The sequence below is a fragment of the Streptomyces sp. DSM 110735 genome, assembly GCF_016482685.1.
GTDB lineage: Bacteria > Actinomycetota > Actinomycetes > Streptomycetales > Streptomycetaceae > Streptomyces.
Genome location: NZ_JACYHF010000001.1, coordinates 558,818 through 581,072 on the forward strand (window position 1 = coordinate 558,818; position 22,255 = coordinate 581,072).

The 22,255-nt window shown below is 71.4% G+C and carries 19 protein-coding genes, 4 tRNA genes, 1 other RNA gene and 1 pseudogene; 15 read left to right on the forward strand and 10 right to left on the reverse strand.

Annotation, left to right across the window (positions count from 1 at the left end):
- Nucleotides 1-48 precede the first annotated feature (48 nt).
- Nucleotides 49-1,047, forward strand: a complete 999-nt coding sequence (locus tag IF655_RS02550) for an asparaginase (protein WP_199581758.1) — start codon at nt 49-51, stop codon at nt 1,045-1,047.
- 27 nt (nt 1,048-1,074) lie between these two features.
- Complete coding sequence (locus IF655_RS02555; RefSeq protein WP_199581759.1) at nt 1,075-1,533, forward strand: PPC domain-containing DNA-binding protein; 459 nt, start codon at nt 1,075-1,077, stop codon at nt 1,531-1,533.
- Here IF655_RS02555 and IF655_RS02560 read toward each other — a convergent pair.
- Nucleotides 1,520-2,143 (reverse strand): nucleotidyltransferase domain-containing protein, encoded by a 624-nt coding sequence (locus IF655_RS02560; protein ID WP_374100158.1) that lies wholly within the window; start codon nt 2,141-2,143, stop codon nt 1,520-1,522. The genes IF655_RS02555 and IF655_RS02560 overlap by 14 nt on opposite strands.
- Before the next feature lie 280 nt (nt 2,144-2,423).
- On the opposite strand from IF655_RS02560, the pseudogene IF655_RS02565 reads away from it, so the two are divergent.
- The 3 genes and pseudogenes from IF655_RS02565 to IF655_RS02575 all read left to right on the forward strand — a co-directional run.
- Nucleotides 2,424-2,789, forward strand: a pseudogene (locus IF655_RS02565) (ATP-binding protein); the annotation flags it as partial.
- A 129-nt stretch (nt 2,790-2,918) separates the two neighbouring features.
- Nucleotides 2,919-3,332 carry an NUDIX hydrolase gene (locus tag IF655_RS02570; protein ID WP_199581871.1) on the forward strand — a complete coding sequence of 138 codons (414 nt, stop codon included), beginning with the start codon at nt 2,919-2,921 and terminating at the stop codon, nt 3,330-3,332.
- 335 nt (nt 3,333-3,667) lie between these two features.
- Nucleotides 3,668-4,165 carry a hypothetical protein gene (locus tag IF655_RS02575; protein WP_199581760.1) on the forward strand — a complete coding sequence of 166 codons (498 nt, stop codon included), beginning with the start codon at nt 3,668-3,670 and terminating at the stop codon, nt 4,163-4,165.
- Between the two features lie 125 nt (nt 4,166-4,290).
- On the opposite strand, the gene IF655_RS02580 is transcribed toward IF655_RS02575, so the two are convergent.
- A tRNA-Ser gene (locus tag IF655_RS02580) sits at nt 4,291-4,378 on the reverse strand.
- A 155-nt stretch (nt 4,379-4,533) separates the two neighbouring features.
- Here IF655_RS02580 and ffs point away from each other — a divergent pair.
- From ffs to IF655_RS02610, 6 genes are all read left to right on the forward strand, one after another.
- An RNA gene (gene ffs, locus IF655_RS02585) (signal recognition particle sRNA small type) lies at nt 4,534-4,630 on the forward strand.
- 103 nt (nt 4,631-4,733) lie between these two features.
- Nucleotides 4,734-6,989, forward strand: a complete 2,256-nt coding sequence (locus IF655_RS02590) for a DNA polymerase III subunit gamma and tau (RefSeq protein WP_199581761.1) — start codon at nt 4,734-4,736, stop codon at nt 6,987-6,989.
- Nucleotides 6,990-7,088: 99 nt separating this feature from the next.
- On the forward strand, nt 7,089-8,339 hold the full coding sequence (gene purD / locus IF655_RS02595) for a phosphoribosylamine--glycine ligase (RefSeq protein WP_199581763.1): 1,251 nt from the start codon (nt 7,089-7,091) through the stop codon (nt 8,337-8,339).
- Nucleotides 8,340-8,605: 266 nt separating this feature from the next.
- Entirely contained in the window at nt 8,606-10,405 is a 1,800-nt protein-coding gene (locus tag IF655_RS02600; protein ID WP_199581765.1) for a hypothetical protein, read from the forward strand.
- A gap of 221 nt (nt 10,406-10,626) precedes the next feature.
- The gene (locus tag IF655_RS02605) at nt 10,627-12,129 is read left to right on the forward strand and encodes a N,N-dimethylformamidase beta subunit family domain-containing protein (RefSeq protein WP_199581767.1); all 1,503 of its coding nucleotides are present in this window, start codon (nt 10,627-10,629) and stop codon (nt 12,127-12,129) included.
- Nucleotides 12,130-12,201: 72 nt separating this feature from the next.
- Nucleotides 12,202-13,098, forward strand: coding sequence for a phosphoribosylaminoimidazolesuccinocarboxamide synthase (locus tag IF655_RS02610; RefSeq protein WP_199581769.1), 897 nt, complete (start codon nt 12,202-12,204; stop codon nt 13,096-13,098).
- A 37-nt stretch (nt 13,099-13,135) separates the two neighbouring features.
- On the opposite strand, the gene IF655_RS02615 is transcribed toward IF655_RS02610, so the two are convergent.
- The 8 genes from IF655_RS02615 to IF655_RS02650 all read right to left on the reverse strand — a co-directional run bounded on the left by IF655_RS02615 (nt 13,136) and on the right by IF655_RS02650 (nt 17,685).
- Nucleotides 13,136-13,211 (reverse strand) — tRNA-Gly (locus IF655_RS02615).
- A 23-nt stretch (nt 13,212-13,234) separates the two neighbouring features.
- A complete protein-coding gene (locus IF655_RS02620) occupies nt 13,235-13,849 on the reverse strand; it encodes a response regulator transcription factor (protein WP_199581771.1) in 615 nt (204 codons plus the stop codon).
- Nucleotides 13,846-15,111, reverse strand: coding sequence for a sensor histidine kinase (locus IF655_RS02625; RefSeq protein ID WP_199581773.1), 1,266 nt, complete (start codon nt 15,109-15,111; stop codon nt 13,846-13,848). The genes IF655_RS02620 and IF655_RS02625 overlap by 4 nt, the downstream gene beginning before the upstream one ends.
- A 19-nt stretch (nt 15,112-15,130) precedes the next feature.
- Complete coding sequence (locus IF655_RS02630; protein ID WP_199581775.1) at nt 15,131-15,931, reverse strand: ABC transporter permease; 801 nt, start codon at nt 15,929-15,931, stop codon at nt 15,131-15,133.
- The gene (locus tag IF655_RS02635) at nt 15,928-16,866 is read right to left on the reverse strand and encodes an ABC transporter ATP-binding protein (protein ID WP_199581777.1); all 939 of its coding nucleotides are present in this window, start codon (nt 16,864-16,866) and stop codon (nt 15,928-15,930) included. Before IF655_RS02635 ends, IF655_RS02630 begins: the two co-directional genes overlap by 4 nt.
- 126 nt (nt 16,867-16,992) lie before the next feature.
- A tRNA-Gly gene (locus IF655_RS02640) sits at nt 16,993-17,065 on the reverse strand.
- A 79-nt stretch (nt 17,066-17,144) separates the two neighbouring features.
- Nucleotides 17,145-17,216 (reverse strand) — tRNA-Gly (locus tag IF655_RS02645).
- Between the two features lie 151 nt (nt 17,217-17,367).
- Nucleotides 17,368-17,685 carry an Lsr2 family protein gene (locus IF655_RS02650; protein WP_199581778.1) on the reverse strand — a complete coding sequence of 106 codons (318 nt, stop codon included), beginning with the start codon at nt 17,683-17,685 and terminating at the stop codon, nt 17,368-17,370.
- A gap of 310 nt (nt 17,686-17,995) precedes the next feature.
- On the opposite strand from IF655_RS02650, the gene purS reads away from it, so the two are divergent.
- The 4 genes from purS (at nt 17,996) to IF655_RS02670 (ending at nt 22,041) form a co-directional block, all read left to right on the forward strand.
- Nucleotides 17,996-18,259, forward strand: coding sequence for a phosphoribosylformylglycinamidine synthase subunit PurS (gene purS / locus IF655_RS02655; protein WP_199581780.1), 264 nt, complete (start codon nt 17,996-17,998; stop codon nt 18,257-18,259).
- Nucleotides 18,256-18,936, forward strand: a complete 681-nt coding sequence (gene purQ, locus IF655_RS02660) for a phosphoribosylformylglycinamidine synthase subunit PurQ (RefSeq protein ID WP_199581782.1) — start codon at nt 18,256-18,258, stop codon at nt 18,934-18,936. The genes purS and purQ overlap by 4 nt, the downstream gene beginning before the upstream one ends.
- Nucleotides 18,933-21,191 carry a phosphoribosylformylglycinamidine synthase subunit PurL gene (purL, locus tag IF655_RS02665; protein WP_199581784.1) on the forward strand — a complete coding sequence of 753 codons (2,259 nt, stop codon included), beginning with the start codon at nt 18,933-18,935 and terminating at the stop codon, nt 21,189-21,191. Before purQ ends, purL begins: the two co-directional genes overlap by 4 nt.
- A 133-nt stretch (nt 21,192-21,324) precedes the next feature.
- Nucleotides 21,325-22,041, forward strand: a complete 717-nt coding sequence (locus tag IF655_RS02670; RefSeq protein WP_199581786.1) for a sterol carrier family protein — start codon at nt 21,325-21,327, stop codon at nt 22,039-22,041.
- Nucleotides 22,042-22,255 lie beyond the last annotated feature (214 nt).

The window sequence follows — 22,255 nt, forward strand, 5'->3', positions numbered from 1 at the left end:
CCACTCGTGAGGCCGCACTCGACGGCGTCCGGACAGGGGAGCAGGGACATGACGGAGTCGGTCAGGAACGTGGCGGTCTTCTCCCTCGGCGGCACGATCGCCATGACCACCGATCCCATCACCGGAGGCGTCGTCCCCGCACTCTCGGCCCACGAACTCCTCGCCGCGGTACCGGCGTTGACCACGAGCGGCATCGGCCTTAAGGTGCGGGACTTCCGGCGCTTGCCCGGCGCATCCCTGACCTTTGAGGACCTCACCGCGCTGTCGGCCGCGATCACGGCCGAGCTGGAGAACGGTGACGTCGATGGCGTCGTCATCACCCAGGGCACCGACACCATCGAGGAGACCGCCTTCCTTCTCGACCTCCACCACGGCCACGAGCAGTCGGTCGTCGTCACCGGCGCGATGCGCAACCCAACCCTGCCCGGCGCCGACGGCCCGGCCAACCTGTACGCCGCCGTCCTGGCCGCCGTCGAACCCGGACTCAGCGGCGCCGGCTGCCTCGTCGTGCTCGGCGACGAGGTCCACTCTGCCCGGACCGTCCGAAAGTCTCACACCACCAGCCCCGCCGCCTTCACCTCACCGGCGTGCGGCCCCATCGCGCGAATCGCGGAGAACCGAGTACGGATGGTGGGCGCCGTGCCGCCCCGCAGACTTCTGGTCGGCGCCCCCGACCGTGAGGCGCGCGTCGGGCTCTACACCGTCACCCTCGGCGACGACGGCACCCTGCTCGAACTGTGGGACGGCAACTGCGACGGACTCGTGGTCGCGGCCTTCGGCGTCGGTCACGTCCCGGAGCGTCTCGTCGAAGGGCTCACCAAGCTCGCGTCCCGTATCCCCGTGGTCCTCACCTCCCGCATCGGTAACGGGCCCGTCCTGTCCGACACGTACGGCTTCCCTGGCTCTGAGAAGGACCTCCTCGGACGAGGACTCATCGGTGCCGGAGACCTCGGCCCGTACCAGGCACGGCTCCTGCTGCAGGCCCTGCTCGCCCAGGGCGCCGACGGCGCGACGGTCCGCCAGACCTTCACCACCTTCGCTCGCTGATCCCATCTCGTCAGGAGACACCCCAGCATGCGTGCTCACGAGCTGACCGTCGGTCGTACCTTCGGGGTCACTTTCGACCACGGGGAGGACTTCTTTGAGGCGCTGACCATCTTCTGCCGGGACAACGGCGTACGCCAGGGCTACGTCCCCTCGTTCATCGGCGCCTTCGCAGAGGCCGAGATCGTGGGCGCCTGTGAGAAGCTCGCGGACCCGGACGCACCGGTCTGGGCGAAGACGTACGTCACCAACGTCGAGGCGTTCGGCGCCGGAACCCTCGCCCACGACCCGGCCACCGGCGAGATACTCCCGCATATCCACGTCTCCGCCGGCCTGAAGGCTCAGTCGGCCGACGGCAGGACGAGTCATCTCCTCAGCGCCAAGGTCCAGTTCCTCAGCGAACTCCTGATCGTGGAGGTCACGTCGCCCACCATGACCCGGCCCCGGAATCCCGACCTCTACGACGTCCCGCTGCTCACGTTCGGCTGACCGGCAGGAGCCGCCGGAGCCAGGGGTGGTCCGGCGCGATCACCCTGATGACATCCGCCAGCCAGACGCGCTGCGACTCCCCCAGGATCGGCAGCGCCGCCTCGAAGTCGATCTCGTCTTTGTCCCTGGTCGCCTTCGCCTTGTAGAAGAGCTGTACCTCGGGCGCGAGATACGGGACGCCCTTCTCGCTCGTCCTCCCGAGCTGGTCGATCGGGCGTCGGACCTCCGGGTTGCGCCGTGAGACCCACTGGGTGCCTTCTGCCTCGTCCAGCATGAGCTGCACCGACCAGGGTGCCTCCGGCGTCCGGCGGCACCAGATGTCGTGGAGCGGCGGTTGAAGGACCTCTCCAGGACGCCACGGTCGCAGCTTCCCCTGACCGGGCGGGTCTGCCACGTACAGGTCCCAGCCGGCCAGGAGATCACGAACGCGGGCCTGGTCACGCCGGAGGACTAGGACGTCGAGATCACCGTGCGGGCGTAGTTCATGACCGACCGCCAGCTCGATCGCGTATCCACCGGCGATCCACCAGGAGAAGTCCGCCTTGGTGAAGATCGTGGCCAGTTCCTCGGGACGATCCGGCACCCAGCGCCCCAACACGTCATCACTCACCGGCCCATACTTGCAGCGACGCGATGGCGAGAGGCGAAGGCAAGCGGGAGGCAACCGCTTCGGTCCTCATAAACGCCCATGAGCGGCAGAGGCACCGACGGTCATCGTTGAGCGTGTGGCCCCAGCTGTGTGGCCGGAGCTGCCCCTCCTGGGTCCGCCTGACGCAGGGGCTCAAGGCCCCGTCCGGCTTCCGGCGGTACGTGGTTGCTCTGTGGCACGACCGCGCCAGCGTCCTGGGAGGATCCTCCGCTGACGTCACTCGCAGGAGGTCTGCCGTCCGATGATCAGCGTGCCTGCCGCCGCTCGCGGCCCCGTGTACCGCTGGACCGATCACACCAACAATCCGACGGGTGAAGCCCGCGCAGTTCTGCGACGTGTCCTCAAAGACCTGGGTTTGTCGAGCGACGTCATCGGCGACGGGATCCTGGCGGTGTCGGAACTCGTGGCGAATGCGCACGAGCACGCGTGCGGCCCTTACGAGGTACACCTGCGATCTGCTGCGGGGAGATACATCTGCGAGATCCACGACGGCGATCCGCTTCTGCCCGTTGACCTCTACGCTGCTGCATCGTCCAAGGCGGAAGTCGCCTCGGCGGGGGCGGCGATCGGGTCGCTGGACGAGCGAGGAAGGGGGTTGTGCATCGTGAACGAATTGGCCCGCGGTCAGTGGGGTTACCGCGTGACGGACTGGGGCATAAAGGCCGCTTGGGTGGTTCTGGCGGAGGGCTTCGGCAGCAATCGGTACCCCCATCCTGGCCGCACCGGAGGAGCAGACGTGACGCAGCAGAACACGGACGAGCGGCCGGGCATCGCCGCTGCCATCGTCGTGCACGAGGGGTGCGTGCTGATGGTTCGCCGCCGGGTCAGCGAGGGTCAGCTCTCCTGGCAGTTCCCGGCAGGAGAAGTCGAACCCGGTGAAGCTCGCGAGGACGCTGCTGTGCGGGAGACCCAGGAAGAGACTGGACTGGCCGTGGCGGCCGTGAAGCTGCTCGGTGAGCGGGTCCACCCGAAGACGGGCCGGCTGATGTCGTACACGGCCTGCGAGGTGCTGGACGGAACCGCGTACGTTGCGGACACCGAGGAACTGGCCGAACTGTCTTGGGTCGCCCATGGCGAGATCCCGCAGTACGTGCCGGAAGGGCTGTTCGAGCCGGTACAGGAGTACCTGGATGCGGTTCTTGTCTCCTGACTGACCTTGGGGACCAAGGGGCCATGTTCGTATCGCTGCCCTGGGCACGCTACGGACCAGCAGATCTCGAACAAGTCCCCTTTCAATCGGTGAGCTTCCCGCGAAGACGTTCGTTCTTCTCTTCCAGGGCCTTAACGCGTCGTTCGAGCTGGGCTCGTGTCAGCTTCTTTGGAGGCGGCGGAGGCGTGGGCTCCGTTGGTTCCGGCGGCTCGGCACGCGGTCCGATGGGTTCGAAGGCCACGAGCGTTTGCCTGTCTTGCCCGCACTCAGGGCATCGCTTGCTGTATGCCCCAGCAGAGATGGGGTCGGGGTACGTGTAGTGCGCGTCAGTCTCGATGATGTGGCCGCAATACAGCCGGACACGCCTCCTGCTGGCCTGCTCCACCTGCAACACACGCTTCAAGGGCAACAAGCACCGCGGCGACGGCTTCGTCGGTTCCCTCCTCATCGACCCGACCCGCGAGGACCCCTTCGAGCACCTGGACCTTGGGCTCGCCAGCGGCGTCTACCGGCCGGTCGAGGGCTCGCCGAAGGGCGAGTGGACCATCAAGGTCTGCGGCCTGAACGAGGGGAAGCGTCCACGGGTCCGTGCCGAAGCCTGGCTGAACCTGGCCGACGACCTGCGGGGCTGGGCCCAGGCCCGGGCCGTCGGCGATGTCAGGAACATGCGCCGCAAGATCTACCGCATGCGCACCCAGCCGTTCGCCGACGTCTGTTACGCGGCGCTGCACAAGGCCGTGTCCGAGGATGCGCCCCGGGTCTTCGTGGCCGAGGAGCCGGGCGTCCTGGACCTCCTGCGGGACGACGAGCTGCGCGCTGCCTTCCAGATGTGAGCAACCCAGCTGAAGCGCTGCCGCGACGGGCACTCGCGCCAACTGAGACCAAAACTGAGACCAAGCACGACGAAGGGCCCCACCGCGAACGGTGGGGCCCATCGACATCGTGCCCGGTGAGGCACTGGCGGAGGATACGAGATTCGAACTCGTGAGGGGTTGCCCCCAACACGCTTTCCAAGCGTGCGCCCTAGGCCTCTAGGCGAATCCTCCGCCGCAAACATTACATGACCGCGGAGGGTGCTCGCGAACCTCGTTCCGAGGGGGCGGGCGGGGGTCCGGACCAGGGGTCTTCGCGGGGGGTGCGGGACGTCTCGCGGTGAGGCTCGGCGAGGTACCTCGCACCGGTCCGGATCGGGTACTCTTTCGGCAGCCCCCCACGCGGTGCTATCTGACTGAACTCCCCCAGGGCCGGAAGGCAGCAAGGGTAGGTCGGCTCTGGCAGGTGCGTGGGGGGCCCTTGTCTTTCCCGGGGTGCGGGGCAGGACCCAGGCTGTGACCTGCGGCGCCTTCCGGTCCGGTTCCGGCGCGCGGCCGGTTGTCGGTGCTCCCCTATAACCTCGTATGCGTGTCGTCTCTCGCGCTGTACCGCCGCTACCGACCCGAGACCTTTGCCGAGGTCATCGGGCAGGAGCATGTCACCGACCCGCTGCAGCAGGCGCTGCGGAACAACCGGGTCAATCACGCGTACCTGTTCAGCGGGCCGCGCGGATGTGGCAAGACGACCAGCGCGCGCATCCTGGCCCGCTGTCTGAACTGTGAGCAAGGTCCCACGCCCACCCCCTGCGGCGAGTGCCAGTCGTGCCAGGACCTCGCGCGCAACGGCCCGGGTTCGATCGACGTCATCGAGATCGACGCCGCGTCCCACGGTGGTGTGGACGACGCCCGTGAGCTGCGCGAGAAGGCGTTCTTCGGCCCCGCCTCCAGCCGGTACAAGATCTACATCATCGACGAGGCCCACATGGTCACGTCGGCCGGCTTCAACGCCCTGCTCAAGGTCGTCGAAGAGCCGCCGGAGCACCTCAAGTTCATCTTCGCCACCACCGAGCCCGAGAAGGTCATCGGGACGATCCGGTCGCGGACCCACCACTACCCCTTCCGGCTCGTGCCCCCGGGCACCCTGCGCGAATACCTCGGCGAGGTCTGCCAGAAGGAGCAGATCCCGGTCGAGGACGGCGTCCTGCCGCTCGTCGTGCGCGCCGGTGCCGGGTCCGTCCGTGACTCCATGTCCGTCATGGACCAGCTCCTCGCCGGTGCCGGCGAGGACGGCGTGACGTACCCCATGGCCACCTCCCTCCTCGGCTACACCGACGGCTCCCTCCTCGACTCCGTGGTCGAAGCCTTCGCCACCGGTGACGGCGCCGCCGCCTTCGAGGTCGTGGACCGGATCATCGAGGGCGGCAACGACCCCCGCCGCTTCGTCGCCGACCTGCTGGAGCGGCTGCGTGACCTGGTGATCCTCGCCGCCGTGCCCGACGCCGTCGAGAAGGGGCTCATCGACGCCCCCGCCGACGTCCTGGAGCGGATGCAGGCCCAGGCGGAGACCTTCGGTGCCGCCGAGCTGAGCCGCGCCGCCGACCTGGTCAACGAGGGTCTGACCGAGATGCGCGGCGCCACCTCGCCCCGCCTCCAGCTCGAACTCATCTGCGCCCGCGTCATGCTCCCCGCCGCCTACGGCGACGAGCGCTCCGTCATGGCCCGCCTGGACCGCCTGGAGCGCGGGGTCAACTTCTCCGCCGGTGCCGGAGCCGGTATGGGTGCCGCCCCCGTCGCCCCGGCCATGGGGTACGTCCCCGGACCCGACGCGCACCCCGGCATGGGCATGGCCGAGCCCTCGGGAGCTTCGGTGCCGCCCGGCGGTGGACCCGCCGCCGCCCGCGCCGCCGTACGGGGACAGGGCCCGGGCGCGCCCGCAGCCGCACCCCCCGTCGCCCCGGCTCCCGTCGCGCCTCCCGCGCCCGCCCCCGCCCCTACGGCTCCTGTGGCACCCCCGGCTCCCGAGCCCGCCGCCCAGCCCCCGGTCGCCCCCGCCGCCTCCGCCCCGGCCCCCGGTGCCTGGCCCACCGCCGCCCCCGCGGGCAGCGGTCGCCGCCCCGGTGGCTGGCCCACCGCCACCCCGGCCGGTGGTGGCGGCGGCGCCCAGCCGCAGTCGCAGCCGCAGTCCCCGAGCCGCCCGCAGCAGCCGCAGACTCCGTCCGCCGCGCCCCAGGACCAGCCCCAGCCCCAGACCCTCGCCCCCACCGGCGGTCTCGACCCCCGTGTCCTCTGGCCGAACATCCTGGAAGCCGTCAAGAACCGACGCCGCTTCACCTGGATCCTGCTCAGCCAGAACGCCCAGGTCACCGGCTTCGACGGCACCACCCTCCAGATCGCGTTCGTCAACGCGGGCGCCCGCGACACCTTCACGAGCGGCGGCAGCGAGGACGTCCTGCGCCAGGCGCTGGCCGAGCAGTTCAACGTGCAGTGGAAGATCGACGCGGTCGTGGACCCCTCGGGCGGCGGCTCCGCGCCCCCGTCCGGCCCCCCGCAGGGCTACGGCTCCGCGCCCGCCGGAGGCTACGGCGCCCCGGCTGCCGCCCCGCGCCCCGCCGCCCCCGCACCCCAGCCCGCCACACAGCAGCAGCAGTCCTCCGCCGCACCCGAGGCGAGACCCCCGGCTCCCGCACCTGCCCCCACCCCGGCCCCCGTCCGCCACGTCTCGCCCGAGGACGACACCCCCGAGGACGACGACCCCGACCTGGACGAGTCGGCGCTCTCCGGACGCGACCTCATCGTGCGGGAGCTGGGCGCCACGGTCGTCGAGGAGATCTCCAACGACCAGTGAGCGTCCACGAGCGCGGCCATGAGCGACCCGGCCGCTTGTGGGATCGTACGAACTCACCGCCCTCCGGAGTTCGGCAACCCAGCCGATAGGCTGACCCCCGTGAAGGTCCTCGTCATCGGCAGCGGCGCCCGCGAACACGCCCTGTGCCGCTCCCTGTCCCTCGACCCCGACGTCACCGCGCTGTACTGCGCACCCGGCAACGCCGGCATCGCGGAGGTGGCCGAGCTGCACCAGGTCGACGCGCTCGACGGCAAGGCCGTCGCCGCGCTGGCCGGTGAGCTGGAGGCCGACCTCGTCGTGGTCGGCCCGGAGGCGCCCCTGGTCGCCGGTGTCGCCGACGCCGTGCGCGAGGCGGGCATCCCCGTGTTCGGCCCCTCGCGGGAAGCCGCGCTGCTTGAGGGGTCCAAGGCGTTCGCCAAGGACGTCATGGCGGCGGCCGGGGTGCCGACCGCCCGCTCCTACGTCTGCACGACGCCCGAAGAGGTCGCCGTCGCCCTCGACGCCTTCGGCGCGCCTTATGTCGTCAAGGACGACGGGCTGGCCGCGGGCAAGGGGGTCGTCGTGACGTCCGACGCCGAGGCGGCGCGGGCTCATGCGGCGGCGTGCGAGCGCGTGGTGATCGAGGAGTTCCTCGACGGTCCCGAGGTCTCGCTCTTCGCGATCACCGACGGCGTGAGCGTCGTACCGCTCCAGCCCGCCCAGGACTTCAAGCGCGCGCTCGACGGCGACGAGGGTCCGAACACCGGCGGCATGGGCGCGTACTCCCCGCTGCCGTGGGCCGACCCGAAGCTGGTGGACGACGTGCTGCGCACCGTGCTCCAGCCGACCGTGGACGAGATGCGCAGGCGCGGCACGCCCTTCTCCGGGCTGCTGTACGCCGGGCTGGCCATCACCTCGCGCGGGGTGCGGGTCATCGAGTTCAACGCGCGCTTCGGTGACCCCGAGACGCAGGTCGTGCTAGCCCGCCTGAAGACCCCGCTGGCCGGGGTGCTGCTCGCCGCCGCGAACGGCACGCTCGGGCACCTGGAGCCGCTGCGCTGGAGCGACGACGCGGCGGTCACCGTGGTCGTCGCCTCCCACAACTACCCCGGCACCCCGCGCACCGGCGACCCGATCACCGGTCTGGACGAGGTCGCGGAGCAGGACGCCCCGCACGCCTACGTCCTGCACGCCGGGACCCGGAGCGAGGGCGGGGAGACCGTCAGCGCGGGCGGCCGGGTGCTGTCCGTCACGGCGGTCGGCGAGGACCTGGCGAAGGCGCGCGAGCGGGCGTACCGCGCGCTGACCCGGATCGGGCTGGACGGCTCGCAGCACCGTACGGACATCGCGGCGCGGGCGGCCGAGGCGTAGCCGCAGGTTTTTCCGATCAGGCCCCGGACATGCGTGAATCCGGGGCCTGATCTTTGCTTTCTGTCACCCAGCTCTGACCAAAGCCATTCCATCGAGTGAGCAATCAGCTATCCGGCTGACGGGGGCCGGGGCCCCAACTATGGTGCGGCGCAAGCATTCCGGCACTTGGCCCACCGGCATTGCGATGTCAGTGGTGGGTGCCACAGTGGGGGAGTGGGCAACGCCAGGAGAGCACGGGAGCGGCACGGAGGGGGTGAGCTCCGCTCATGACCGGAATCGGTGGGGAGGCGGGCGCGCGGGCCGCGCGTTCGCGGGCCCTGGCCGTGCTGCGGGTCCGGGGTCGCGCGCTGGGCGTGGCACTGCTGCCCGCGGCGGCCGAGGTGATCCTGCTGACGGGTGGTGCCACCGGCCAGTTCGCCGGTCCCGGCTGGGACCTGGCCCGCTGGATCGTGGGCGGCTTCGCGCTGGTGGTGCTGCTGGCGGCGGCCGGCATCGCCCTGGTCGTGGCCCGCGCGCGACCGGCCGAGACGCCCACGGTGCCGGTCCCGGAGCGGGCCGCGCCGGATCTGTACCGGCTGGTGCGGGACCTGGCCGAGCGCCTGGACGTGCCCGCGCCGTCCGCGATAGCGCTCACGCCCGACTGCGACAGTTGGCTGGAGGAGCGCACGCACCCGGCGCACGGACCTCCGGCGCGGGAGACCGCCGCCCCCGCCGAGATGCCCGGTCCCGTCCCCGGTGACGACCCCCGCGCGCCCCGCCGTGCGGAGACCGCGCCCGTCCTCGTCATCGGCTCCCCGTTCCTGTGGTGGATGCGGGTGGCCGAGCTGCGCGCGGTGCTCGCCCCGGTCGTGGCGGGTACGGGACCGTCCGCGCACCCGGACATAGCCGCCGCCCGGCGCTTCGTGCGGGGTCTGGACGCGGCGGTGGCCGTCTCCGCGACGAGCGGGCGCTGTCCGCTGACCCGGGGGGTGTGCGGGGCGCTCGGCTGGATGGCCAGGCTGCTGCTGCGCGCCTGCCGGGAGCACGCGGTGCTGATGGAGCGCGGGGTCGCCGCGGCGGCGGCCGAGCGGGCGCAGGCGGTGGACTACGGTCCCCGGATCGTCGCCCAGGAGCAGGTCGGGCTCGCCTACGCGGGCTGGGACCGGCTGCTGACCAAGGTGGCGCTGCCCGCCTGGCGGATGGGCCGCTGGCCCTCCCGGCTGGACGCGGGCGTGGTCGCGGCGCTGACCGAGCTGTCCCGGCGCGACCGGCTGGCCGAGGGCTTCACCTCGCGCCTCGGCGAGCGTCCGGCGTGCGACCTCCTGGAGGAGCCGGGGGTCGCGGACGAGGCGGTCTCCCTGCTCGCCGCCCGCCTCTTCCACGGAGCCCCGGCGGGTCCGGTCCCCCAGTGGTCCCCGGTCGACTGGCACGCCTACCCGGAGGAGGTCGTCGATCGCACCTGGCGCGCGGAGGCGGCCCGCCTCCACCGCGTCCTGGACGCCCTCCCCGACCGTCCCCCGGCTCCGGGCGGCGCCACCCTGGCCCGGGTCCTGGACCATCTGGCGGCTCCGCCCGGGGTCCCCGGACGCAGGATGCCGGACGACGACGCACCGACCGCCCCCGCCGACGCACCGACCACCCCCGCCGACGCCCTGGCGCACACCGACCCCGACGACCCCGACCCCACCACCGAGCGCGGCTCCGCCCTCGCCGCCGGTCTCAGCGCCGAGCTGGCCCGGGAGGAGAGCGGCGTGCCGCACGGCGCCACCGCCTCCGGGCTCGGGTGGGACAGCTCGTCGTGGGACGACGGCGCCCTGCCGCTGTTCCCGCTGCAGCCGCCGAGGACCGCCCGGGAGCTGCTCGTCGCGCACGTCACCGCGATGGTGTGCTGCGCGGCGGTCGACTCCGCGGGAGCCGCCCCGGGTCTCGACTGGCTCGACGGACCGACGCTGCTGCTGGGCGGCAAGCGGGCCGCCGATCTCCAGCCGAGGGTCCTCACCCTGATCGAGGAGGGGGACCCGGCGCCGCTGCGGGACTGGCTCGCCGCCGCCGGGATACGTCCGGAGAAGCCGGTCCGGCTGGGCTGACTTCGGCCGATAACGGAGCACTGACTTCCACTTCAGGCCAATTCACAACGAATAGTGACCGGAGCCGTGCGTTATGTGATGTGCTGGGACCGACACGCACATGGCATCGGCATAAGACACACCGAGCAGACCCGCACCGAGCAGCACCGCGCACCACCGAGCAACACGGCACCACCCGCACCACCACAACGGCAACGGGGGCATGAGGGAGGGGAGCGCCCATGGCCTCGGACCACATCCGCCGCTGGGAGTCCGGAGCACTCGCGCACGCCGTCACCGACCCTTTCGGTCTGGGCCCGGTGCCCTGGCTGCGCGGCAGTGAGACCTACTTCGACGACACCGGTCACGTGGTGCCCTGGTACGTGGACACCACCCAGCCGCACACCACCTCCCGTGCGAGCGGCACCCGCGTCCCCGCTCCCCGTTCGGCGGGTCCCGGTCCCCGCTCGGCCGACGACGTGCACCGCCAGATCAAGGGCTTCACCTCCACCGGCGCGGTCGAGCCCGGCAAGGCGATCGACTTCCACATCACGGTCGACCCGCCGCAGGAGTTCAGCGTCGACATCTACCGCATCGGCCACTACGCCGGGCACGGCGCCGCGAAGATCACCAACAGCCCCCGGCTCTCCGGCATCGTCCAGCCCGAGCCGCTGGCCGCCGACCGCACCGTCTCCTGTCACCACTGGTGGCTGTCCTGGCGCCTCCAGGTCCCCGAGGAGTGGCAGGTCGGCGCCTACGTTGCCGTCCTCACCACCCACGACGGCTACCGCTCCCACATCCCCTTCACGGTCCGCGACGACCAGCCCGCCGACCTCCTCCTGCTGCTGCCCGACATCACCTGGCAGGCGTACAACCTCTACCCGGAGGACGGTCACACCGGCGCCAGCCTCTACCACGCCTGGGACGAGAAGGGCCGGCTGCTCGGCGAGGCGGACGCCGCCGTGACCGTCTCCTTCGACCGGCCGTACGCGGGCGCCGGTCTGCCCCTGCACGTCGGTCACGCCTACGACTTCATCCGCTGGGCGGAACGGTACGGCTACGACCTCGCCTACGCCGACGCCCGCGATCTGCACGCGGGCCGCGTCGACCCCACCCGCTACCGGGGTCTGGTCTTCCCCGGCCACGACGAGTACTGGTCGGTGCCGATGCGCCGGGCCGTGGAGAACGCCCGCGACCACGGCACCTCGCTGGTCTTCCTGTCCGCCAACACCATGTACTGGCAGGTGGAGTTGGCGCCCTCCGCGTCCGGTGTCCCGGACCGGCTGCTGACCTGCCGCAAGCGCAAGGGTCCCGGAAAGCCGGTGCTCTGGCGCGAGGTCGACCGACCCGAACAGCAGCTCATCGGCATCCAGTACGCGGGGCGCGTCCCCGAACCCAGCCCCCTGATCGTCCGCAACGCCGACCACTGGCTGTGGGAGGCGACCGGCGCCCGCGAGGGCGACGGCATCGAGGGACTGGTCGCGGGCGAGGCGGACCGCTACTTCCCGCGCACCGCCCTCCCCGACAACGAGGAGCGCATCCTCCTCGCGCACTCCCCCTACCTCGACGGCGACGGCGTGAAGCGCCACCAGGAGACCTCCCTCTACCGCGCCCCCTCCGGCGCCTGGGTGTTCGCCTCCGGCACCTTCGCCTGGTCCCCGGCGCTGGACCGCCCCGGCCATGTGGACCCCCGCATCCAGCGGGCCACCGCCAACCTCCTGGACCGCATCTGCAAACGCGACTGACCACCCGGACGACACCCGCTGCGCCGTATACGGGAGAATCGAGGCAGTTGGACAGAACCACGGGGAGGAACCGTGTCCGGATTCGTAGAAAAGCCCGAGCCGACCGAGGTTCCGGGTCTGGTGCACCTGCACACCGGCAAGGTGCGCGACCTGTACCAGAACGAGGCGGGCGACCTCGTGATGGTCGCCAGTGACCGCATCTCCGCCTACGACTGGGTGCTGCCCAGCGAGATCCCCGACAAGGGCCGCGTCCTGACCCGGCTCTCCCTGTGGTGGTTCGACCAGCTCCGCGACCTGGCGCCCCACCACGTGATCAGCACCGAGCTGCCCGAGGGCGCCCCCGCCGACTGGGAGGGACGCACTCTGGTCTGCAAGTCGCTGCGCATGGTCCCGGTCGAGTGCGTGGCCCGCGGCTACCTCACCGGCTCGGGTCTCGCGGAGTACAAGGAGTCCCGCACGGTGTGCGGACTCGCCCTGCCCGAGGGTCTGGAGGACGGCTCGGAGCTGCCCGGACCCATCTTCACCCCGGCCACCAAGGCGGAGGTCGGCGAGCACGACGAGAACGTCTCCTACGAGGAGGTCGCCCGTCAGGTCGGCGCCGAGACCGCCGCCCAGCTCCGCCAGGCCACCCTCGCCGTGTACTCCCGCGCCCGCGACATCGCCCGCGAGCGGGGCATCGTCCTCGCGGACACCAAGTTCGAGTTCGGCTTCGACGGGGACACCCTCGTTCTCGCGGACGAGGTGCTGACCCCGGACTCCTCCCGCTTCTGGCCGGCCGACCAGTGGCAGCCGGGCCGCGCCCAGCCGTCGTACGACAAGCAGTTCGTGCGCGACTGGCTGACCGGACCCGACTCCGGCTGGGACCGCACGAGCGAGCAGCCCCCGCCCGCGCTGCCCGAGGAGGTCGTGGCGGCGACCCGCGCCAAGTACATCGAGGCGTACGAGCGCCTGACCGGCACCCGCTGGTAACGCGAGAAGCCCCCGGTGAGAACCGGGGGCTTCTTCATGGAGCGGACGACGAGGCTCGAACTCGCGACCTCAACCTTGGCAAGGTTGCGCTCTACCAACTGAGCTACGTCCGCAGTGCGCCGTGGCGCGGAGCCAACTATACCCAACCCCGCTCCCGTGCGAGACGCACCGCCGCGTGCCGGTTCTCCGCGCCGAGCTTGGTGACCGCCGAGGAGAGATAGTTCCGCACGGTCCCCGGCGACAGCGCGGCACGGTCCGCGATCTCCGCGACCGGCGCCCCGTCGGCCGCCAGCTCCAGCACCTCCGCCTCCCGCGCCGTCAGCGGGGAGTCCCCGGCGGAGATCGCGTCGGCGGCCAACTCCGGGTCGACGTACCGCTGTCCGGCGTGCACGGTACGGATGATCTCCGCGAGCCGCTGGGCGCTCACCGTCTTCGGCACGAACCCGCGCACTCCGGCGGCGAGCGCCCGCTTCAGATGCCCGGGGCGCCCGTGTCCGGTGACGATCAGCACCCGGCAGCCCGGCAGTTCGGTGCGCAGTGATGTGGCGACCCTCACACCGTCGGCGCCCGGCATCTGCAGGTCCAGCACCGCCACGTCGGGCCGGTGCGCCCGCGCCATGGCCAGCGCCTCGGGACCGCTCGCCGCCTCCGCGACCACCAGCAGATCGTCCTCAAGGGAGAGCAGGGCGGCCAGCGCGCCCCGGATCAGATGCTCGTCGTCGGCCAGCAGCAGCCGTACCGGTCCGTTCACGGGGCGACCTCGCTCACGTGCCGTACCTCCGCCGCCGGGACCGTACGGCACAGCGGCACCTCGGCCACCAGCCGGAACCGGTTCCCGTCCACCGGTCCCGCCTCCAGCGCGCCGCCCACGGCAGCCAGCCGCTCGCGCAGCCCGGCGAGCCCCGAGCCGCCGCTCGCGGACGGCTCGCCCACGCCGTCGTTCTCCACCGTCAGCACCGCGCGCCCCTCGCCCACTCGCACCGCGACGGCGCAGCGCCGCGCGTCCCCGTGCCGCAGCACGTTGGTGGCCGCCTCGCGCACCACCCAGCCGAGCGCCGACTGCACGGACGCGGGCAGCTCCGCCGTCTCCGCACGCACCTCGCAAGTGATCCCGGCGGCGGTCAACACCCCCTGTGCACCGGCGAGTTCGACGGCGAGGTCGGCTTCGCGGTAGCCGCGTACGACCTCGCGGACCTCGCGCTGCGACTCCTGCGCGATCCGCTGCACCTCGATCATCTGCTCCACCGCCTCCGGCCGTCCGCGCCGGGCGAGTTGGACCGCCAGCTCGCTCTTCAGGGAGATCACCGAGAGGTTCCGCCCCAGCACGTCGTGCAGATCCCGCCCGAACCGCAGCCGCTCCTCCGCGACCGCGAGCCGCGCCTCGGTCTCCCGGGCCCGCTCCGCCTCCCAGAGCACGGAGAGCGTCCAGGCGCCGCACCGGCACGCGGCCAGCGGGAAGAGGGCGCCGAAGACGGCCACCAGAGCGGTGCCGAGGATGCCGGTGCCGTCCGGGTGGGCGAGCCCGAACACCGCCGTGAGCAGCACGGTGAGCACCGCCGCCACCCGCAGATAGGCCCGCACCGGCATCACCATGCCGTACAGCAGCCCGAACGGCATGAGGGCGGCGCCGAGCGAGAGCTTGACCGCCACCGGCTCGGCGCCGTCCAGCGCGGCCAGCGCCAGGGTCAGCGCGAGCGTCACGAAGAGCAGCGCCCAGGAGACCCACAGCGCCCGCCCCGGCAGCTCGCCGCGCCCGAGGTAGTGGTCGAGCGCGGGGCGGGTGAGCCGGTTGGCGTCCGCGCACTGGAGCGCGCCCGCCACGAGGAGCAGCGCGCCCAGGACGAGCGGCACCGGCGTGTGGCGCACCCCGAGGACGACGGGCTGCAGCATCCACACCAGCGCGAGCAGCCACGGCGTCAGGTACCACATGACGACGGTCGTCAGCTCGACCCGCTCCGCCTTGCTCCGCTCCCGCCAGTGCCGTTGCCGCAGTCGCCGCGCGTGCCCGAGCATCCCCGCTCCCCCCCCCAAGTCACCGGCGCGGTTCCCAGCGGAACCACCGGTGTACAGCAAACACGGCCACGACGACCCAGGCCAGCGCGCCCGCGACAGCCGTCCCCGCCTGGTACGCGCTCATCGAACCGGTCAGACCGCCGCTCACCAGCCGCAGCGCCGGGGAGAGCGGCAGGAACGCGCAGACCCGGGCGAGTCCGTCGGGCATCACCTCGGCGGGGAACATGATCCCGGAGCCGATCATCGAGACGAACACCAGCGGCAGCGCGGTGACCTGGGCGCTCTCCACGCTCCGGGTGAAGGAGGCGGTCAGCGCTGCCAGCGCGGCGCTCAGCACCAGCCCCGCGAGGACCCCCAGCACCGTCAGATACGGCGCCTTCGGCGGTCCGGTGCGCAGCAGTACCGCGCAGCCCGCGCACAGCAGCAGCGCCTGGGCGAGACCGAGACTCACGGCGGGCACGGCGGTGCCGGTGAGGATCTCGGCGTCGGACAGCTCGCCCGTGCGCAGCCGCTTGAGGACGAGTTCCTCGCGGCGGGCGACGTAGGCGTTGACGAGCGCGGTGTAGACGGCGAACAGGAAGGTGAAGCCGAGAGCGGCGGTCAGCATGACCGCGCCGATCGTGAGCCCCGCCTGCCTCAGGTGCATCGTGTTCACCGCCCCGCGCAGGCTGAACGGCACGGTGAGCGGCACGATCAGCGCGGTGAGCACGACACCCCGATTGCGTCCGAGGAGGGCGAGTTCGGCCCGCGCGAGCGCGGTGAGCCGCTGAGCGGACGAAGGGCTCCGGTGCTCCGCCGCCGTGATGACCGTCCCGCTCATGCCGCCGCCTCCCGCTCTCCGGCGATCCCGAGGAACGCCTCTTCCAGTGAGGCGGGGCGCACGTCCAGTCCGTGCAGGTCGACCCGGTTCCGTTCCGCCCAGGTCAGCACCCCGGTGGCGGCGCGCTGGAGTTCACGGGTGCTCAGCCGGACGGTCCGTCCGCTGACCTCGTGTCCGCACACGCCGAGTTCGTCCAGCGGCGGCAGATCACCGGGGAACCAGCCCTCGGGCAACCGGAAGGAGATGCGCGCGGGCCGGTCCGCGGTGACCTCCGCCGGGGTGCCCGAGGCGGCGATCCGCCCCTCGTGCAGGATCGCGAGCCGGTCGGCCAGGTCCTCGGCCTCGTGCAGATAGTGCGTGGTGAGCAGCACGGTGGTGCCCGCGTCGCGCAGGGCGCGCACCAACTCCCAGGTGTCCCGGCGCCCTTCGGCGTCCAGCCCGGTCGTCGGCTCGTCCAGGAACAGCACCTCGGGATCGCCGAGCAGGGCGAGCGCCAGGTCGAGGCGGCGCCGCTCGCCGCCGGAGAGCTGCTTGATCCGTACGCCGCTCTTCCCGGCGAGCCCGACCCGCTCCAGCACCTCCGCCTCCGGTCGCGCCCCGCTGGTGCAGCCCGCCCACAGGCGGGCGGTCTCCGCGACGGTGAGATCGGTGGGGAAGCCGCCCTCCTGGAGCATGACCCCGGTGCGGGGACGTACGGCGGCACGCTCGCGGTGCGGATCACGACCGAACACCCGCACCCGGCCGCCCGCCGGACGGGCCAGCCCCTCCAGCAGCTCGACGGTCGAGGTCTTGCCCGCGCCGTTGGTGCCGAGCAGGGCGAAGATCTCCCCGCGGTCCACGGAGAAGGTGACGCCCCGCACCGCCTCGAATCCGGTGCCGTAGACGCGCCGCAGGTCGGTGACCTCGATCACGTGCTCTTGCTCGTCGCTGTCCATGAGTTCAGCGTCCCGGCGACGGGCGCGGATCGGCAGTGCGCGCTGTCATCACCGGGGATGACAAATGTCAGAAGGGCGAGGGCATACGAAAAGACCCCGGTCCAGTGGACCGAGGTCTTTTTCCCGAGCGGACGACGAGGCTCGAACTCGCGACCTCAACCTTGGCAAGGTTGCGCTCTACCAACTGAGCTACGTCCGCACTGCTCCCGACCGGCTCCCACCGATCGGTGCGAGCACCAGCCTACCTGATCCAAAAGGATGCTTGTGACCGGTGCCAGAGCGGGTGACAGGAATCGCACACTGCGCCTCCCCCCTGGAAGGGGGGTGTTCTACTACTGAACTACACCCGCACGGTCCTCGGGATTCGGCTTTTCGGCCTTGCCCCTCGGCGTGCTCCAGACATTAGCCGATCGGCAGGGGGGTAGCGCAAGTCGGTTCCCCCTGCGGACAGGTGAGCGACTCTCAGGGCCCGGTGGCCGGGCCCCGAGGAACCGCCACGGCTCACTGGGCGGCGCTGAACGCCTCGTAGACCTTCTTGGGGATGCGGCCGCGCGCGGGCACGTCCATCTTGTTCGCCTGCGCCCAGGCGCGGACCGCCGACGGGTCGGGGGCGACCTCGGTCTGCTTGTACGCCTTGCCCGAGCGGGCGCGCTTGCGGCCGGCCTCCACGTAGGGCGCGAGCGCCTTGCGCAGTTTCCTGGCGTTGGTTTCGTTCAGGTCGATCTCGTACGACCTGCCGTCGAGCCCGAAGGCGATCGTTTCCGCCGCTTCCGAGCCGTCGATGTCGTCAAACAGAGTGACCACGACTTTTTGCGCCACGAATATCGGTCCCTTCGTGCGGCACGTTGATACGGCTCACCGGCTACGACATGCCGAGTATCCGCTATTGCCAATTCATTTGTACAGCGCTCGGCAATGAAAGGGGAAGACCCACTAAAACCGCCCGCGTGTCCGCCTTCAATAGATGTCGCGCACGGACTGGAGAACTTTCCCAGAAATTTTCGCGGGCGCACGTCTTCGACACCCGATCGTGATGCGGGTCACGTACTTTCCTCCAACTCTACTCGCGTAGAAATTTTGTACGGGTAGTCTGAAGGAACCTGCTCAGCACCACACACCGGGAGTGCCAGTGGCACGCGTCGTAGTCGACGTCATGCTCAAGCCGGAGATCCTCGACCCCCAGGGCCAGGCGGTCCAGCGTGCGCTGCCGCGTCTGGGTTTCGAAGGGATCTCGGACGTCCGCCAGGGAAAGCGATTCGAGCTGGAAGTAGCGGGACCGGTCGACGAGGCCGCGCTCGCCCGCATCCATGATCTTGCGGAATCCTTCCTCGCCAACACCGTGATCGAGGACTTCACCGTCAAGGTGGAAGAAGTCGCGGGAGCGGCGGAGTGACCGCTCGTATTGGTGTCGTCACATTTCCGGGAAGCCTCGACGACCGTGACACCCGGCGCGCGATCACGCTCGCCGGTGCCGAACCGGTCGCGCTGTGGCACAAGGACAAGGACCTGAAGCAGGTCGACGCCGTGGTGCTGCCCGGCGGTTTCTCCTACGGCGACTATCTGCGCGCCGGGGCGATCTCCCGCTTCTCGCCGGTGATGGAGTCCGTCATCGAGCAGGCGAAGGCCGGACTTCCGGTCCTCGGTATCTGCAACGGCTTCCAGATCCTCACCGAGGCGCATCTGCTGCCCGGCGGGATGCTCGGCAACGACCACCTCCACTTCATCTGCCGCGACCAGAAGCTGCGGGTGGAGAACGCGGAGACCTCGTGGACCGGCGACTACCGCCAGGGCCAGGAGATCCACATCCCGCTGAAGAACATGGACGGGCGGTACGTCGCCGACGCGTACACGCTCGACCGACTGGAGGCGGAGGGCCGGGTCGTCTTCCGCTACCTGGACGTCAACCCCAACGGCTCGCTGCGCGACATCGCCGGCATCACCAACGAGGCCGGGAACGTCGTCGGCCTCATGCCGCACCCCGAGCACGCCGTCGAGCCGCTGATCGGAACCGGCCGCACCGACGGTCTTCCGTTCTTCACCTCGATCCTCAAGAAGCTGGTCAACGCATGAGCCGGACGCCTCTGGACACGGTCGAACACGCGACCGCCACCCCTGACGTCGAGCTGCCCTGGGCCGAACTGGGCTTGAAGAAGGACGAGTACGAGCGCGTGGTCGAGATCCTCGGCCGCCGCCCGACCGGCGCCGAGCTGGCCATGTACTCGGTGATGTGGTCCGAGCACTGCTCGTACAAGTCCTCCAAGGTCCATCTGCGCCAGTTCGGCGAGAAGGCGCCCCAGTCGGACGCCATGCTCGTCGGCATCGGTGAGAACGCCGGTGTGGTGGACGTCGGCCAGGGCTACGCGGTCACCTTCAAGGTCGAGTCGCACAACCACCCCTCCTACGTCGAGCCGTACCAGGGCGCCGCGACCGGCGTCGGCGGCATCGTGCGCGACATCATCGCCATGGGCGCCCGCCCGGTCGCGGTCGTGGACCCGCTGCGCTTCGGCGCCGCCGACCACCCCGACACCAAGCGCGTGCTGCCCGGCGTGGTCGCCGGAATCGGCGGCTACGGCAACTGCCTGGGTCTGCCCAACATCGGCGGCGAGGTCGTCTTCGACGCCTGCTACCAGGGCAACCCGTTGGTCAACGCCGGTGCCATCGGCGTCATGCGGCACGAGGACATCCACCTCGCCAAGGCGTCCGGCGCGGGCAACAAGGTCATCCTCTACGGCGCCCGGACCGGCGGCGACGGCATCGGCGGCGCGTCGATCCTGGCGTCCGAGACCTTCGACGACGCCAAGCCGTCGAAGCGTCCCGCGGTGCAGGTCGGTGACCCCTTCCAGGAGAAGCTGCTCATCGAGTGCACCCTGGAGGCGTTTAAGGAGAAGCTCGTCGTCGGCATCCAGGACCTCGGCGCGGCGGGTCTGTCCTGCGCGACGAGCGAGCTGGCGTCCAACGGCTCCGGCGGCATGCGCGTCACCCTGGACGACGTACCGCTGCGCGACTCCACGCTCTCGCCCGAGGAGATCCTCATGAGCGAGTCGCAGGAACGCATGTGCGCGGTGGTCGAGCCCGAGAAGGTCGACCGCTTCCTGGAGATCTGCGAGAAGTGGGACGTCATCGCCACCGTCATCGGTGAGGTCACCGACGGCGACCGGCTGGAGATCTTCTGGCACGGCGGCAAGATCGTCGATGTCGACCCGCGCACCGTCGCCCACGACGGTCCGGTCTACGAGCGTCCCTACGCCCGCCCCGACTGGCAGGACGCCCTCCAGGCCGACGACGCGAACAAGCTGCCCCGCCCGGCCACCCCCGAGGAGCTGCGCGCGCAGGTCCTGAAGCTGGTCGCGTCGCCCAACCAGGCGTCGAAGAAGTGGATCACCTCGCAGTACGACCACTTCGTGCAGGGCAACACCGTCCTCGCCCAGCCGGAGGACTCCGGCATGATCCGCGTGGACGAGGAGACCGGACTCGGCGTCGCCATCGCGACCGACGGCAACGGGCGCTACGCCAAGCTCGACCCGTACACCGGCGCGCAGTTGGCGCTCGCGGAGGCGTACCGGAACGTGGCGACGACCGGCGCCAAGCCGCTTGCCGTCTCCGACTGCCTGAACTTCGGCTCGCCCGAGGACCCGGCGGTGATGTGGCAGTTCGCGGAGGCCGTGCGCGGTCTCGCCGACGGCTGCCTCCAGCTCGGCACCCCGGTGACCGGCGGCAACGTCTCCCTCTACAACCAGACCGGCGAGGCGGCGATCCACCCGACCCCGGTGGTCGCGGTCCTCGGCGTCATCGACGACGTCGCCCGGCGCACCCCGGTCGCCTTCCAGGAGGAGGGCCAGCTCCTCTACCTCCTTGGCGACACCTCCGAGGAGTTCGGCGGCTCGGCGTGGTCCCAGGTCGTCCACGACCACCTCGGCGGGCTGCCCCCGAAGGTCGACCTGGAGCGGGAGCGGCTGCTGGCCGAGATCCTGATCTCCGCCTCCCGCGACGGCATGATCGACTCCGCGCACGACCTCTCCGACGGCGGTCTGTTCCAGGCCGTGGTCGAGTCGGCGCTGCTCGGGGGGAAGGGTGCGCGGCTGATCGTCCCGGACGGTCTGGACGCGTTCACCTTCCTCCTCTCCGAGTCCGCGGGGCGCGCGCTGGTCGCCGTACCGCGCTCGGAGGAGCTGCGCTTCACCGACATGTGCGGCGCGCGGGGGCTTCCGGCCACGCGCATCGGTGTCGTGGACGGCGACTCGGTGGAGATCCAGGGCGAGTTCGCCCTCTCCCTGGCGGAGCTGCGCGAGGCGCACGAGAACACGATTCCGGCGCTGCTGGCGTAGGGACCCGGAGGTGACGGAGGAGGCTCCCCGCCCGAGGGCGCGGGGAGCCTCCTTGTTCCTACGGGGTCACGGTTCCTACGGGGGCACGCCGCCCGGGCGCCCGTCGGCTCGGGTGCCGCATAGGCTCACCGCCATGCCCCCGGCCAAGAAACGCCCCCGCAGGTACGACCCCGCCAAGACCCGCGCGGCGGTCCTCGCCCAGCTCGGTCATGTGCGGGACGCCGTACGGGACCTCGACTCCGAGCCGGTGCGTGCGCTGACGGCGACGGTCGCCGCGTCTCTCTCCGAGGTCGGGCACGCCGTAGCCCGCTCGACCGGCGCGAAGCCGACGCTCACCCCGGCGGAGTGGTTCCTGGCACCGGGAGCGCGGCCGGGTGCGTCGGATTCCCCGTTGGCGGAGGTAGAGGCACGCCTCCGCGACCTCCTCGACACCCACCCCGCCGGACACCCCGTGGACGTCGGCTCCGGTGTCATGACCCTCGACGACTTCCTCGTCACCCGGCTCGTCGACCTGGTCCTGTGCGCCGACGACCTCACCACCCGCGGTCTCGACGTCCCCCTCGACCGCCAGGCTCTCGCCGCCGCCACCCGCGTCCTCGCCGACACCCTCGCCCTGAAGTCCCCCGGCGCCTCCACCGAGGTCCGCGTACCCCCCTACGCCGTCGTCCAGTGCGTCCCGGGTCCCCGCCACACCCGAGGCACCCCGCCCAACGTCGTGGAAACGGCTCCCCTGACCTGGCTCCGCCTGGCCACCGGACGCCTGACCTGGCCAGACGCCCTCGCCCGCGCCGAGGTGAGCGCGAGCGGAGAGCGCGCGGACCTCTCGGGACTGCTCCCACTGCTGCCGTAGCGGCAGCCCGCGCTCGCCGGGCCGTGGCGGAAGTCCGCGCCAGGCGAATGGTGGAGATCCGCGCCCGTCGGGCCGTCGCGGAATCCGCGCTTGCCCAGCCGTGGCGGAAGCCCATGCCGGGTCGGACCGTGAGGCTGCCCGGCTGCGGTGGAGCCGTGCGTGGGCCCACTGCTGTGGGGCTCCGCCCGCCTGGCCGTAGTGCAAGCCCGGGTCG